General features: G+C 71.3%; 13 protein-coding genes and 1 pseudogene. 1 reads left to right on the forward strand and 13 read right to left on the reverse strand.

All coding sequences use genetic code 11. From position 1 onward, the window contains the following. Positions 1 to 83: 83 nt before the first annotated feature. The 6 genes from WAB15_RS04265 to WAB15_RS04290 form a co-directional block, all read right to left on the reverse strand. Entirely contained in the window at positions 84 to 1,469 is a 1,386-nt protein-coding gene (locus tag WAB15_RS04265; RefSeq protein ID WP_407285381.1) for a cytochrome P450, read from the reverse strand. Continuing rightward, entirely contained in the window at positions 1,466 to 2,080 is a 615-nt protein-coding gene (locus WAB15_RS04270; protein ID WP_399144733.1) for a GTP-binding protein, read from the reverse strand. Before WAB15_RS04270 ends, WAB15_RS04265 begins: the two co-directional genes overlap by 4 nt. Then, complete coding sequence (locus WAB15_RS04275; protein WP_399145057.1) at positions 2,061 to 2,390, reverse strand: DUF742 domain-containing protein; 330 nt, start codon at positions 2,388 to 2,390, stop codon at positions 2,061 to 2,063. The genes WAB15_RS04270 and WAB15_RS04275 overlap by 20 nt, the downstream gene beginning before the upstream one ends. Positions 2,391 to 2,410: 20 nt before the next feature. After that, on the reverse strand, positions 2,411 to 2,785 hold the full coding sequence (locus WAB15_RS04280; RefSeq protein WP_407289158.1) for a roadblock/LC7 domain-containing protein: 375 nt from the start codon (positions 2,783 to 2,785) through the stop codon (positions 2,411 to 2,413). 26 nt (positions 2,786 to 2,811) lie between these two features. Then, positions 2,812 to 4,278: a sensor histidine kinase gene (locus tag WAB15_RS04285; RefSeq protein WP_399144731.1), complete on the reverse strand. Its 1,467-nt coding sequence runs from the start codon at positions 4,276 to 4,278 to the stop codon at positions 2,812 to 2,814. Positions 4,279 to 4,484: 206 nt separating this feature from the next. Beyond that, entirely contained in the window at positions 4,485 to 6,068 is a 1,584-nt protein-coding gene (locus tag WAB15_RS04290) for an SMI1/KNR4 family protein (protein WP_407285382.1), read from the reverse strand. A gap of 311 nt (positions 6,069 to 6,379) precedes the next feature. On the opposite strand from WAB15_RS04290, the gene WAB15_RS04295 reads away from it, so the two are divergent. Further along, complete coding sequence (locus WAB15_RS04295; protein ID WP_407285383.1) at positions 6,380 to 7,099, forward strand: hypothetical protein; 720 nt, start codon at positions 6,380 to 6,382, stop codon at positions 7,097 to 7,099. Between the two features lie 59 nt (positions 7,100 to 7,158). Here WAB15_RS04295 and WAB15_RS04300 read toward each other — a convergent pair whose 3' ends face one another. From WAB15_RS04300 to WAB15_RS04330, 7 genes and pseudogenes are all read right to left on the reverse strand, one after another. Then, entirely contained in the window at positions 7,159 to 7,665 is a 507-nt protein-coding gene (locus WAB15_RS04300; protein ID WP_407285384.1) for a S26 family signal peptidase, read from the reverse strand. After that, positions 7,662 to 9,032, reverse strand: a complete 1,371-nt coding sequence (locus WAB15_RS04305; RefSeq protein ID WP_407285385.1) for an ABC transporter ATP-binding protein — start codon at positions 9,030 to 9,032, stop codon at positions 7,662 to 7,664. Before WAB15_RS04305 ends, WAB15_RS04300 begins: the two co-directional genes overlap by 4 nt. Before the next feature lie 134 nt (positions 9,033 to 9,166). Then, a pseudogene (locus WAB15_RS04310) lies at positions 9,167 to 9,400 on the reverse strand (sodium:proton exchanger); the annotation flags it as partial. A gap of 48 nt (positions 9,401 to 9,448) precedes the next feature. After that, the gene (locus WAB15_RS04315) at positions 9,449 to 10,489 is read right to left on the reverse strand and encodes a cytochrome d ubiquinol oxidase subunit II (RefSeq protein WP_407285386.1); all 1,041 of its coding nucleotides are present in this window, start codon (positions 10,487 to 10,489) and stop codon (positions 9,449 to 9,451) included. Further along, positions 10,486 to 11,985 carry a cytochrome ubiquinol oxidase subunit I gene (locus tag WAB15_RS04320; protein ID WP_407285387.1) on the reverse strand — a complete coding sequence of 500 codons (1,500 nt, stop codon included), beginning with the start codon at positions 11,983 to 11,985 and terminating at the stop codon, positions 10,486 to 10,488. Before WAB15_RS04320 ends, WAB15_RS04315 begins: the two co-directional genes overlap by 4 nt. Before the next feature lie 66 nt (positions 11,986 to 12,051). Next, positions 12,052 to 12,891: an SDR family oxidoreductase gene (locus WAB15_RS04325; protein ID WP_399144719.1), complete on the reverse strand. Its 840-nt coding sequence runs from the start codon at positions 12,889 to 12,891 to the stop codon at positions 12,052 to 12,054. 184 nt (positions 12,892 to 13,075) lie between these two features. Then, positions 13,076 to 14,011 carry an RNA polymerase sigma-70 factor gene (locus WAB15_RS04330; RefSeq protein ID WP_407285388.1) on the reverse strand — a complete coding sequence of 312 codons (936 nt, stop codon included), beginning with the start codon at positions 14,009 to 14,011 and terminating at the stop codon, positions 13,076 to 13,078. Positions 14,012 to 14,148: the final 137 nt, after the last annotated feature.

Below are 14,148 nucleotides of genomic sequence, written 5' to 3' on the forward strand. Positions count from 1 at the left end.
GCCGGGTACGGAATAGCGGAAGGGGCCCGCAGCGATGAGCTGCGGGCCCCTTCCGATGGGCTCGGCGCCGGCCTTCGACGGGCTCAGCGGCGGCGGAACAGGCGTCCCAGCCACGGCCACAGCTGCCGGGTCCGGGGCGGTGGCGCCACATGGACCGCGGTCGCGGGCGTGGGGAACGGCATCGGGCCGGGCGCGGGAGGTGCGGCGGGTGCCGCGCCGGCACGCTTGGGGGTGAACGCCACCGGAAGTTCCACGAGTTGCTGGGACATCAGCGTGCCGCGGCGGCTGAGTTCGGAGTCGTCCACGGTCAACTCGATGTCGGGCAGGCGCGCCAGCAGCACCTCGATGCCGGTGTCGGCGATGGCGCGGCCGATGTCCTGACCCGGGCACTCGTGCGCGCCGGCACTGAACGCCAGGTGCGAGCGGTTGCCGTGGACCGACTGCGAGAGGTCCGGGCGGATCTCCGGATCGACGTTGCCCGCGGCCAGGGAGAGCAGCAGCATGTCACCGCGCTTGATCTCCTGTCCGCCCAGCACGGTGTCCGCCGTCGCCCAGCGCCCCAGGACGGTGTTGATGGGAGGCTGGTCCCACAGCACCTGCTCCAGCGCGTCCGGGAGAGTCATCCGGCCACCCGAGAGGTTCGCGCGGAAGCGCGGGTCGGTGAGCACCATCCGCAGGGTGTTCGCGATCAGGTTCGCCGTGGTCGCGTAGGCCGCGACGAGGACCACCCGGACATGCGCCAGGACCTCGACGTCCGTCAGCTCCGCGGGGTGGTCCAGCAGCCAGGACGTGAGGTCGTGGCCGCGGGCGGCCTTCTTGTTCTCGACGAGTTGGTAGAGCATGGTCGTGACGTACTCGTCGCTGGCGAGAGCGGTGTCCGAGCCCTCCAGCATGTCGGGGACCGCCCGTACGAGTTTCGGGCCGTGCTCGTCCGGTGCCCCGATCAGCTGTGTCATCACCAGCATCGGCAACTGGGTGGAGAACTCCGCCACGAGATCGGCTCGGCCGGTGGCCACGAACTCGTCGATCAGCTGGTGGGCGAAGCGCATCACATAGCGGCGGATCCCGCGCCGGTCGAAACGCTGGAGGGACTCCAGCACCGCGCTGCGCAACCGCTCGAAGACCGGGCCGTCATTGAAGTTGATCACCGGCCACCAGGTCACCAACGGACCCAGCGCATGCTCCTCGGGAACCACCTCCCCCTCCTGCACGGCGCGCCACACCCGCGGGTCACGGGCGAACCGGCTGGAGTTGCGGGCCACTTCGAGGTTCTCGTTGTGGCCGAGGACCAGCCAGGCCGGCAGGTCTCCGTGGACCAGTACGGGTGCCACCGCGCCGTGCTCCGCGCGCAGCTTCTCGTACAGGTGCATGGGGTCCCGCTCGGCTTCCACGCCGTACAGGCGCTGCAGACCGTCCGGGCCGAGGCCGTGGGCCGGACACCCGGGCGGTGGGAGGGGAGTCGTGCTCATGAGGTCTCCGATACGACAAGGGAGTGGAGGTAGTGCATGAGGGTCATCAGGACGTCGCGGCTGGAGTCACGGCGCCGGGCATCGCAGGCCAGGAGGGGAACGCCCGAGGGAAGGTCGAGGGCGGCGCGGAGTTCGTCCAGCGAATGCACCGGGGCGCCCGGAAAGGAGTTGACCGCGACGACGAAGGGGACGCCGCTCTCCTCCAGGCGGCCCATCACATCGAAGCTGACCTCCAGGCGGCGGGTGTCCGCCAGCACCACCGCGCCCAGGGCGCCTTCGAACAGGCCGTTCCACAGGAACCAGAACCGCTCCTGGCCGGGGGTGCCGAACAGGTACAGGACCAGCTCGTCGCTGATGCTGATCCGGCCGAAGTCCATCGCGACGGTGGTCGCCGTCTTGCGCTCCACACCCGCGGGGTCGTCGATGCCGACGCCGGCCTGCGTCATCGTCTCCTCGGTGGTGAGCGGCCGGATCTCGCTCACCGAACCGACCAGGGTCGTCTTGCCGACCCCGAAGCCGCCCACCACCACGATCTTGACCGCGGCCGACGCCGTGTGCGGCAGCCGTTCCTCACTGAGCGGCGCCATGGGCTCAGAGTTTTTGAAGTCCATCGATCACTTTCTCGATAAGTGAGATGTCGGGAAGCTCTGCAGGCGGCACCGGTGCGCGCGTGAGCACCCTCTGATCGTCCAGGAGATCGCTGATCAATACGGTCACGGCGCTCACCGGCAGACCGGTGTAGGCGGATATCTCGGCCACCGAGAGCGGCGCCTGGCACAGCTTCAGGATCGCCGCGTGTTCCGGCTGGGTCCCGGGCGTGGGACCGGTCCTGGCCACGATCAGGGTGACGAGGTCGAGGCGGTTGGAGGCGGATGCGCGGCCACCGGTGATGACATAGAGACGCTCCGGGACGTCATCCATCCCGTCCTGGTCCGAGTCGTTCACCTGGCCTGCCCGTCACTGCGGGGCGGGCTCGTGATGTGTTCTCCCAGCCGGATGATGAGGTCGCGCATGCGCTGGCCCATCAAGCCGGCGTCCACGCCCTCGTCGGCCAGTACCGCGAGGTAGGCGCCCGCGCCGGCCGCCATCAAGTAGAAGAAGCCTCCTTCCATCTCGATGACCACCAGCTTCATCCTGCCCGCCTGGGGCAGCTCGGCGCTCACCGCACCCGCCAGGCTCTGCAGCCCCGAACAGGCCGCGGCCAGCCGGTCGGCGGCGTCGGTGTCCCCACCGTGCTGGCCCATGCGCAGCCCGTCCGCGGACAGCACCACGACGTTGCGGGTCTGCGGCACGCTCTCCGCCAGATCCTTGAGCATCCAGTCCAGGTTGGCCTGCCGCTGATTCACTGTTCTCCTCTCGGCGCGGCGGCGTCGTCGCTACCGCTGTTGCCGTCGCCCGTCAGGCCGTCCTTGAACGCGACCAGCCACTCTCCCGGCGCTCGTTGTGGTCCTGGCTCCGCTTGGCGTGTGCTTGCAGTGGGTTCCGCCGCCTCCGCCATGCGCATCCTGCGGCGCCGCTGCGGCAGACCGTTCGCCGTACGCTCGACCGCCGGCGGCGTCTCGGTCTGGTGGCTCGCCACCTGCGGCCTCATCGACTGGCGGGGAGGCGACTGCGGCGGTCCGCCCGCCACCCGGGGACCGGAGAAGGTACCGATCCCGTGCGCCACACCCGAGGCCTCGGCCACGGTGGTGATCAGTTGCTGCGGGACGATGACCACGGCCCGTACGCCGCCGTAGGCGGACGCGCGGAGGGCGACCTGAAGACCGTAGGCCTGGGCCAGCCTGCCGACCACGGCCAGACCGAGCCGCGGGGTCTCCCCCAGGTCGCCGAGGTCGATGCCCTGCTGTGCCTGTGCGAGCATCTGCTCGGCGCGCCGACGGGCGGACTCGCTCATGCCCACGCCGCCGTCTTCGATCTCCACCGCGATCCCGGACTGCACCTCCGCCGCCGTGAGATGGACACGCGTGTGCGGCGGCGAGTAGCGCGTGGCGTTGTCCAGCAGCTCGGCCAGGGCGTGGATGAGCGGCTCGACGGCCGGACCGATGACGGCGACGTCCGTGGCGGGGCTCAGATCGACCCGCTCGTAGCCGACGATCCGGGACATCGCACCACGCAGCACGCTGTACAGCGGCACCGGCCGGTTCCACTGGCGGCCGGGGCGGGCGCCGCCGAGTACCGCGATGGAGTCGGCGAGCCTGCCGATCAGCGCGGTGTTGTGGTCGATCCGCAGCAGGTCGCCGAAGACACCGGGCGACCGGCCGTGGCGGTCTTCCATCTCCCGCAGCTCCTGCGCCTGCTGGTGCACGATGGCCTGCACGCGGCGGGACAGGTTCACCAGCGACCGCTGCGCGGAGTCCCGCAGGCCTTCCTCCGCGTCCACGGCCTCGATCACGGTGCGCAGCACCGACCAGTGGGCCGCCTGGAACTCGGGGGGCAGACCGTTGTAGGAGTCCGCCCACCGTGCGGTGAGCCAGTTGAGTACCTCCTCGGGAGCCTCGTTCAGACGCAGCCGCGTCAGCATGTCCGGCACCAGGTTGTCGGCCAGCCGAACGGTCGCCTCCTGCTGCCGCGCCATCGCGACCGTCTGCGACTGGCCGCCTTCCGCCAACGCGACGGCCTCACGGCTCCGGCTGGCGGCCAGGCTCGCGGTGGCGGCCACCGCTACCACCGCCGGCACGCCGATCCACAGTGCCGCAGCGAACGCCGACGATCCGACGATGCTCACCACGATCGCGGACGCAACTACTGGTATCAGCCACGCGTAAACCGCCACGGAAGGCAATCTCGTCGGCGACTTCTTCCGGACCATTAGCACCCTCAACCCGTGGGAATAGAAGATCGTAGGACGACCTGCGGGAGCGTATCCGGCATATGCGTAAGGAAGTTGGCAGGGCGTCAGATCACCACTGAGACGAGCGGTCCTTTCTGATACTGGTGGCGATCCTGCTTCCGTACGGGCACAATGCCGCCCCGCATCCCTGAGGAAGGGGATGCCTCACATCACGACCGCAACCCTCACGGGCTCCCGTCACCGTCGGCGGTCTGGAGGGTGCCGGTGGCGCGGAGGGCGTCGTCGGTGTCGAGGCCGAGGCGGGCTGCCAGGGCGAGGGCCTCGTCGAAGGTGGCGTCCGCGTCGGCCAGGCGGGCGGCGGCGAGGGTGGGTGGCACCTTGCCCTCGTCCAGCAAGGCGGTCCACTGGCGTGCGGTGAGGGAGAGGAAGCGGAGGTCCGGCAGGTCGGCCAGGACCGTCAAGTCGGGGACGTCGGCTCCGGAGAGGTCGAGACCGCGCAACTGGTGGGTGGTGCGCAGCGGGGTGAGGTCGACCGGGGCGGTGGTGTTCAGGGCGAGGGCGGTGAGCCGGGGGTGGCCTTCGAGCGGGGTCAGATCGCCGCCGGTGAGGGTGAGGCGCAGGGACTCGACGGGCAGTTCGCGCACCGGTGTCAGATCGGCGGTGGTGGAGCGGTTGAGGTGCAGCAGACGGAGGTGGGTGGCGGCGGTGAGCGGGGTGAGGTCGACGAGGTCGCTGGTGTTGTTGATGTGGATCGCCTGGAGGGTGGGCGGGACCTCGTCGGGGATCTCGCCGATGATCCGCTGGGGGGCGGGATCGGACGTGGGCGACAGCAGCTCGATGTGGTCGCCCGCCTTCTCGTATGCGCCCTGGTCCAGCAGTTCCAGGTACATGCCGAGGAGGGAGGTGATCGAGTCCTCGGCGTAGACGGGTCCTTGGTCGTAGTCGCGACCGGTGTGGATGATCTGGCCGGGGCGGCCGTCGCGGGCCGGGTCCGTGTCGACGGCCAGGAAGTTGCCGTCGTGGCCGGTGGCGAAGCGCAACCAGCCGGGGTGGGCTCCGCAGCGGCGGACGGTGTCGGCGGGGGCGGTGTCGAAGACGACGGAGTCCCATTCCAGGTCCCAGCCGTACCAGGGGCGGTCGCCCCCGCTCCAGTCGGAGTGCTCGGCGACCATGCTCTCCAGCGACAGCCAGGCGTTGCCCTGGAACAGATAGCGGTGGTCGTAGCCGACGCCGTCGCCGTCGGCGATCAGGTAGAGCGCCCGTAGGTCGGCGGGCAGGCGGCGGCCGAGGCGACGTTCGGCTTCGTCGATGGCGGCGGGAGTGGCGGGCGGGGGCAGCTCCTCGGGGTGTCCCAGGATCTCGGCGCGCCGCTGGAGGTAGGCACGGAAGCGGGCCGCGGCCGGCTCGGGGTCGCCGGCCGGTGCGGCGGTGCCGGGCTGCTGATGCCGACCGGGCTGGGGCAGGCGGTAGTCGCCGTCGAGGATCACGTGGAAGCCGCTGCCCCCACCGGTCACCCGGGTGACGGCTCCGTGGAAGACGACGAGCCTGTACTCACCGGACGGCCGGCACCGGAGTTCAAGGCTGACGGGATCCCAGCCACGGTCCATGCGGAGTGCCTCGCCCAGCGCCATGAGTTCTCTGTAGGGGTTGGGCACGCCGGTGTTCCGATACTCCCCCCGCACGGTGTATCCACCGGTCACCGAGCTGCCGCGCCGCCCTGCCCGGCTGTGCAGCACCGCCTGCGACCAGCCGTTCGGCGCCTGCGCGGCGAGCGCCTCGACGATCGGTCCTACGGCCTGTTCCACCATGTTCCGCTCCCCTGCCGTCGATGTTGCGGGCATCATGGCAGCGACCACTGACACAGCGGCCGGGGCCTGGAACGGGTGCCCTGGCGGCGTGATGGTTGCCATAGGAAATTCTCGAAAACCAGGGGCAACTGCCCGGTTTCGCTGAGATTCTCCCCTGCGGTTCCCCGGCCGCCCCTCCGCCGGCCGGCGGCGGATCGCTAGGCGGCACGGCCGCACAGCCTTACGATCAGCGCCTGCCGCACCGCGCACCCCCATACCGCGACGGCCCTCTTCCCTTCCTGACCTCGTTATTTGATCCAGAAGAAGGCTTCATGAAGCTTCGTCGTGCCTTGGTGACGGTCGCCGCGACCGCTGCATTGCCGTTCGCCCTCACCGCCTGCTCCGGCGGCTCCGGCAGCCCCTCGAAGGACACCTCCGCCCCGTCGGCCGGTGCCGGCGCTCCCGAGACCCGCCTGCTCAACGGCACCCGGCTGAAGTCCCTGCTGCTTCCGGTCGGGGTGCTGCCCAAGGGCTACAAGGCCGACCCGGAGGCCACCCGCGACTCCGGGGGCAGCTTGGCCGCCCCGTCGGCGAAGAAGCCCGTCGACCTGGCGAGCGCCTGCCCGAAGCTGGAGGCCAGCGCCTGGATCCAGACCAGTGGCGTCGAGGGCGCCGCCTTCGCGCAGGGCGACTTCGTCAACGCCTCCCAGGAGGAGTTCAACCAGGAGCTCGACAGCTACCGGGGCACGGACGCGCAGACGGTCATGAAGCGCCTGGAGCAGGTCCTCAAGCACTGCGCGCACTTCAAGGACACCTCCGGCGACACCAAGGCCTCGGTGACGATCAAGACCACCACCGTGCCGAAGATGGGCGACCAGACCCTCAAGGCCGAGCTCATCGCACCCGAGTGGGAGGGCGGCACCACGCTGGTGGCGAGCCGGGTCGGGAACGTCGTCGTCACGACCTTCTACAGCGTCCAGTCCGGTGACAAGGGCGCCGCCGGCCTCGATCTGACCAAGAAGATCGTGGCAGGGGTGCAGCAGGCGAAGTAGCCCGCCGGTCGTGCGGCGGTGCCGCGGTGGGGTTCGGTGGGCCGGCCGCCGAACCCCGGTCAGCCGGGCAGCGAGCGCCACACCGTTCCCACTACCTGCGCGGCCGCGAAGTAGCCCCGGTGGCGGGAGTCGAAGCTGGCCGCCGGATTGTCCCCGAGCAGCACCAGCTGTCCGTGGGGTACGTACCGCTCCGGAACACCGGCCAGCGCGGCCACCCGCGCGCGGGGCACGGGATCTCCGGGCACCGCGGCCACGCGTTTGATCAGCAGCGCCGGAACGGGCACCGCGCGGGCCGGGGTGGCGGGTACGGCGGTGGCGGACCGGCCGAGGTCCGGTGCGGTGGTCGGGCCGGTGTCCGGGAGGTCTCGCACCACGACCACCTGGCCCGGTGCGGGCAGGCGGCCGCGGCGTACGAGGACACGGTCGCCGTCCCGGTAGGCCGGCTCCATGCTCGCGCCGCGTACGGTGACCGCGACCAGCCGCCGCCGCAGCGCGCAGGCGGTCAGGGCGAGGCCGGACGCCAGCACCGGTACGCCCCCCGCCAGGGCCCAGGCCGCCGCCCTCATGGCGCCGCCGCACCGGGCTCGGCGCCCACCGGCTCGCCGTCCGTCCGGTAACCGGCCGCCTGCAGGGTGAACAGGCGGGCGTACTCGCCGTCCAGCGCCATCAGCGCGTCATGGCTGCCCTGTTCGGCGACGAGACCGTCCTTGAGGACGACGATCCGGTCCGCGTCGCGTACCGCGCTGAGCCGGTGGGAGATCAGCAGACCGGTGCGGTCGCCCCGGTGGCCGCACAGGGCGGCGTGGATCTCGTGCTCGGCCGCGGCGTCGAGCCCGGCCGAGGGTTCGTCCAGGATCATCAGGTCCCGCCCCTCACGCAGGAACGCGCGGGCCAGCGCCAGCCGTTGCCACTGTCCGCCGGAGAGCATCACCCCGGTCCGCACCCCGTCCTCCTCGGGCTGGGTGAAGAAGATCCGCGACAGGAGGGTGCGGTAGCCGCGCGGCAGGCCTGCCAGCTTCTGGTGGATGCCGGCCCGTTCGGCGGCTGCGCTCAGCCGCGGCTCGTCGTGGAGCGCGTCCAGATCCCCGAGGGCGATGTTCTCCGCCGCCGTCATGTCGTAGTGCATATAGTCCTGGAACACCACGCTGAGGCGCCGGCGGTAGGCGGTGACGTCCACCTCGCGCAGGTCCACCCCGTCCCACAGGATCGCTCCGCGGGTGGGGTCGTAGAACCGGCACAGCAGCTTCACCAGCGTGGACTTCCCGGCTCCGTTGAGCCCGACGAGCGCCAGCGCCTGGCCGTGGGGGATGCGCAGGCTGACCCCGCGCAGGATCCACGGATGCGCGTCGGAGTATCGGAACCACACGTCGCGCAGTTCAATTCCGCCGCTCAGGGCGGGGAACGGCCGGGGCACCGCCGCAAGCGGCAGATCGGGGCCGGCGGTGGTCACCGCCAGGTAGTGGTCGAGCAGCAGCAGCGCCTGGTGTGTGCGGGCGACCTCCAGCGCGAGCGTGGCGAGCGCGCCCTGTACGCCGGCCACCGCGGCCACGAACAGGGTGACGTCACCGACCGACAGGCCGCCGGACCGCGCCGCGCCCACCGCCCATACGAGCCCGCCGCCGGAGATCAGCGCGGCGAGCAGCCCGAGCCCCGCCTGGGCCCGGACCTCCCGCCGGTCCACCGCTCGCTTGGCTGCGTCGGACGTGCGCCGCTCGGCCAGCATCCGTCCGCGCAGAAATCCGCCGATGCCGAACAGCCGGACCTCCTTGGCGGCTTCCATGCTGGAGAGCAGATCGTTGTAGAACAGCTCCCGGCGCTCGGCGGGGCCGATGTCCCACACCATCCGTGCCCGACGTCGCGACAGCGCGATCTCGGCGAGCAGCACCGGCACCCCGGCCACCAGCACCAGCCCGGTCAGGACGGGGCTGAGCACCAGCAGCGAGCCGATGAACCCGGTGAGGGTGACGGCGGCCCGGATGATGCCGAGTGCTCCGGAGACGGTTTCGTCGGGGGTGCCGCCGGCGGTCTGCTGGGCCAGCCGCAGCCGGTCCAGGCCGGCTCCGGCGCCAGCCCCAGCCCGGCGTCGTAGAGGATCAGCGCCACCGACAGCGACACCAGGGAGGAGAAGTCCTGCCCCACCAGTTCGTCGGGGTGGACGACGTCCGTCAGCGCCCCGGCGGCGAAGCCCGCCGGAAGGAGCACCACCAGGGCCGGGACCCGCAACCGGCTCGCCAGGATCTGGGAGCCGACGGCGAGGGCGACGGTCAGTCCGACGCCCAGCAGGATGTCGTCCGCGGTCATGGCGCCCTCACCCCGCGGGGCGCCCGGTGCGCCACGGGGTCCTTGCGGTCAGCCCTCGTCCCGGGCACCACTGCTCCGCAGATCGGCGTCGCTGAGGGCCTCCAGCTCGCCATGGGTGTCGAGCCAGTACAGCAGGGCGACCGCCGGGAAGACCAGGACGACCGCGACGAGGCTGACGAGCATCAGCCAGCGCAGTGTGGTGGGGGCGCCCGCGCCCTCGGCGACGGTCAGCGAGGTCGGGATGAGGTACGGGCGCTGGGCCATGCCCCATGCCAGGACGGCCGAGGCGACCACGCCGACGGCGGCGACCCGGGACCAGGCGGCGGAGGCGCGCAGCAGCAGCCAGGCGGTCGCGGCCGTGGCGAGCGCCGCGATGACGACGAAGACGAGGCCCACACCGTGGGTCAGGCCGTGCCATACGTGCGGGGCGTCACCGTGGGTGACGAACAGGGTGATCACGGCGAGTACGGCGACGGCGGCGAGGGCGACGAGGGCCCGCCGCCGGAAGTAGCCGTCGAGGTCGGGGGCGTCGAAGCGGCGGGCGTCCGCGGCCAGGAACACCGCTCCCAGGAAGGCGGTGGTGGTGACGGCGAGGAGGCCGAAGAGCATCGAGGTGGGGTTGGACCAGGCCTCCGCCGACGGCTCGGTGCCCGGTGCCGCCCTGCCGGAGGCGATCCCCCCGGCGGCGGCGCCGAGGAAGAACGGCGTGAGCAGCGAGGAGATCGCGAACACCGCCCCGTAGAGGCGTCGGCCGGCCAGCCGGCGGCTGGGCTTGCGCAGGGCGAAGCCGGCGCCGCGCAGTACGGTGCCGACGGCGGCCAGCGCCAGCGGCAGCCACATCGCCGAGAAGACGCTCTGGAACAGCACCGGGAAGCCGGTCCACATGATGACGAAGACGAAGATCAGCCAGACGTTGTTGACCTCCCACACCGGAGCCATGGCGTGGTCGATCAGCCACCGGGGGCGCCTGCCGCGTTCCGCGCCGCCCGCGGTCAGGTCCCAGAACCCGGCCCCGTAGTCGGTGCCGCCGGCGCAGGCGTACGCGGCGACCGCGAGCAGCAGGACGACGGCGACGAGACCGGCGGTCATGGCCCGCCCTGCCCGGTCGGCGGGCCCTGGCCGGTCGGCGGGCCCTGCTCGGGGGCGGCCGGAGCGCCACCGGCTGCGACCCGGGAGCGCGGTCCGTAGGGGGTGTCCGTCTCCGGTTGCTCCACCGCTCCCGCCTCCTTGTGCCGTTCGTCGGCGAGCCGCCAGCGGGTGCGCATCTTCAGGAGCACGACGAGGAACGAGCCGAAGACGAACACATACACCACGGCGACGAGGCCGAAGGTGGTCCACAGCGCCGCGGAACGGGTCGCGGTGACCGCTTCGGCGACCCGCATGTTCTGGTAGACGATCCAGGGCTGGCGACCCACTTCGGTGGTGATCCAGCCGCACTCCACGGCGACGACGGAGGCGGCGCCCGCGCCGGCGGCGCTCCGGAAGAACCACTTCGACTCGGGCAGCCGGCGGCGGCGCAGCCAGACGAGGCCGTACCAGAGGGCGAGCAGCACCAGCACCGAGCCGATCCCGACCATGATGTCGAAGGCCCAGTGGGCGATGGTGGCCTGAGTGGCCGTCGGCCGGTCCTGCGCCGGCACCGATGTCAGTCCGGTCACCTTCGTGTCCGCACGGAACCCGGCGAGAATGGAGTCCAGCTGCGGGATCCTGATGCCTCCGGAGATGCTCCCGTCCGGATGGAGGCGACCGAACAGGTACTCCGGGACGTGGGTGTCGGTCCGCCAGACGATCTCCATGGCGGCGAACTTCACCGGCTGCTTGTGGAAGACCGCGCGGGCGATGGCGTCACCCAGCATGAACTGGACGGGGGTGAGCACCGCGGCGACGGTGAAGGGGACGGTGAAGCCGAGCCGGTGGTAGCGGTCCCGGCGGCCGCGCAGCCAGCCGGCGGCGTAGACCCCGGCCACGACATAGCCCGCGGTCACCAGCATCGCCACCACGAAATGCCAGTACTGGGGCCCGAACATCGGGGTGAAGACGGCCTTCCAGATGTGCACGTCGGTGGGGTTGCCCGCGGAGTCGAGGGTGAAGCCCCGCGGGGTGTTCATCCAGGAGTTGGCGGCCAGGATGCCGAAGGCGCCGAGCAGGGCGGCGGCCGGCAGCGGGAGCGCCAGCAGGAAGTGGGTGCGGGGCGGCAGTCTGCGCCAGCCGTACAGGTAGATGGCGATCAGGACCGCTTCGAGGAAGAAGGCCCAGGCCTCCACGCCGAAGCCGATGCCGAAGACATCGCCCCATCTGCCCATCATGCCGGGCCACAGGAGACCGAACTCGAAGGACAGGACGGTGCCGGTGACGACGCCGATCGCGAACTGCACCGCCATGACCGCCGACCAGCGCCGTGCCAACAGCAAGGCGGTCGGGGAGCCGCGGCGCAGCCCGTAGGCGTGCATGATGAGGGTGATCAGCGGCAGCGCCACCCCGAGGGGGACCAGGATGATGTGCGAGGCGAGGGTGAAGGCCATCAGCGATCTGGCCGGCAGCATCTGGGGCGGCGCGTCCGCCAGCAGGTGAAGCGTGGTGTGCATGGGTTCTCCCCCGGGAGCCGGCGCAGATGGGCGAAGATCAGCCACCGGTGGGCGACTGAGCGGAGGTCAGCCGCCGGTGGCGAATCCGGGGAAGAGGGTCATTCCCCCGTCCACGTAGAGAGTGGTGCCCACGACGTAGTCCATGAGGTCGGAGGCGAGGCCGACGGCCGCGTGCGCGATGTCCTCGGGCTCGCCGATCCGGTCGTAGGGAATCAGGCGCAGGAGGTCCTGCCGCGCCTCCGGTGTCTCCCAGGCGCTGCGGTTGATGGGGGTCTTGATGGCCCCCGGGGCGATCGCGTTCACACGGATCTTCTTCGGGGCGAGTTCCTGGGCCAGGGTCTCCATCATCATCTGTACGCCGCCCTTGGAGGAGGCGTAGTTGACGTGGCCCGCCCAGGGGATGAGCTGGTGCACCGAGCTCATGCAGATGATCTTGCCGGCGGCGCGTGAGACCTCGGGGACGACCCCGCGCCGGAGGAACTCCTTGGTCGCCTCGCGGGCGCAGAGGAACTGCCCGGTGAGGTTGACGTCCAGCACCTTCTGCCACTGGGCGAGGGACATCTCGGTGAAGGAGGCGTCACGCTGAAGTCCGGCATTGGCGACCAGGATGTCGATCGTCCCGAACTCCTGGACCATCCGGTCCATCATCGCGACGACTTGGTCCTCCTGGGACACGTCCGCCTCGTACGCCGCCGCCCGCACTCCGAACGAGGTGATCTCCTCGACCACCTGCTCGGCCGCCTCCCGGCCGGCCACGTAGTTCACCACCACGTCCGCGCCCGCCCGGCCGAGCCCCACCGCCGTCGCCTTGCCGATACCGGAGTTGGCGCCCGTGACCAGCGCCTTCTGGCCCTTGAGCAACTGCGGCGGGACCACGCCCTCGGGGGCGCCCTCAGCAGGACTCACGATCGACAGCCTCCTCGGCTACATGACCCGGCGGCCGGACCGCACCCGGAAAGGTCGAGCGTCACGCAACCACCACCGCGGCGCGGCGACGGCCGGGGCATGCTGGGGTTACGCCGCCCGGCCGAGGATCTTTCGCCCGGTCGGCGGCGGGATTCGAGCCGCCGGTGAACGAGCCGGCCCCGGATTACTTCTCAGGTCGGTTCCACTGCCGGCGGGCCTGTTTGACCTCGCGGTCGAGGGCCCAGGCGTCGGCGACCGGTCCGAGGTGGCCGAGCTTGTCGGGATTGACCACGGTGCGGATGGTCTGGATCCGACCGTCGAGCACGTCGAGGGCGAGGGTGTGGATCACCTTGCCGTCCCGGTCGCGGAAGACGGCACCGGGCTGGCCGTTGACCTCGTGCGGCTGGCACGTCACGTCGATCCGGAACAGCCAGGGGAAGACCGTGCCCAGCAACCGCGCTACGTTCTGCGCGCCCATGACGCCCTTGGCCAGTTGCGGGGCCTTGCCGCCGCCGTCCCCGACCAGCTGCACGTCGGCGGCCAGCAGGGTCTGCAGCTCGCCCACATCGCCGTTCTTCAACGCGTCGAAGAACCGCGTCGCCAGTTCCTGCCGCTCCCGACGGTCTGCCGCGAACCGCGGCCGCCCGGCCGCCATATGCCCTCGGGCCCGCACCAGCAGCTGCCGGCACGCCGCCTCGGACCGCCCCACCGCCGCGGCGACCTCGTCGAACCCGAAGGCGAACACCTCGCGCAGCACGAAGACCGCCCGCTCCAGCGGGCTGAGCCGCTCCAGTAGCAGCAGCGCCGCCATCGACACCGAGTCGGCCAGCTCCACCGACCGCGCCGGATCCTCATACGGGTCGCCGAGCAGCGGCTCGGGGAGCCACGTGCCCACGTACTCCTCCCTCCGTACTCGCGCGGAGCGCAGCACATCGATCGAGATCCGCGTCACCGTGGTCGACAAGAACGCCTTGGTCGACGCGGGCCGGGCCGACGAGCCGTCGAAGCGCAGCCACGTCTCCTGCACCGCGTCCTCGGCCTCGCCCACACTGCCCAGAATGCGATAGGCGATCGAGAACAGCAGCGGCCGCAGCTCCTCGAACTCCTCGACCTTGCTCACGCCGGTCCTTCCTTGGATCCCCCACGCCCGGCCGTACGTGCCGGTGCGCCTCTTCCCGTCATCGTCCGGCCCGTCGGCGGGCCGGAGTTGGCGCCCCCAGTACGGGGCCCGGGGCCCGCAGGCCGGACCCCGGACCA

Origin of the sequence: Streptomyces sirii, assembly GCF_045690365.1 — a bacterium.
Lineage (GTDB): Bacteria > Actinomycetota > Actinomycetes > Streptomycetales > Streptomycetaceae > Streptomyces > Streptomyces sirii.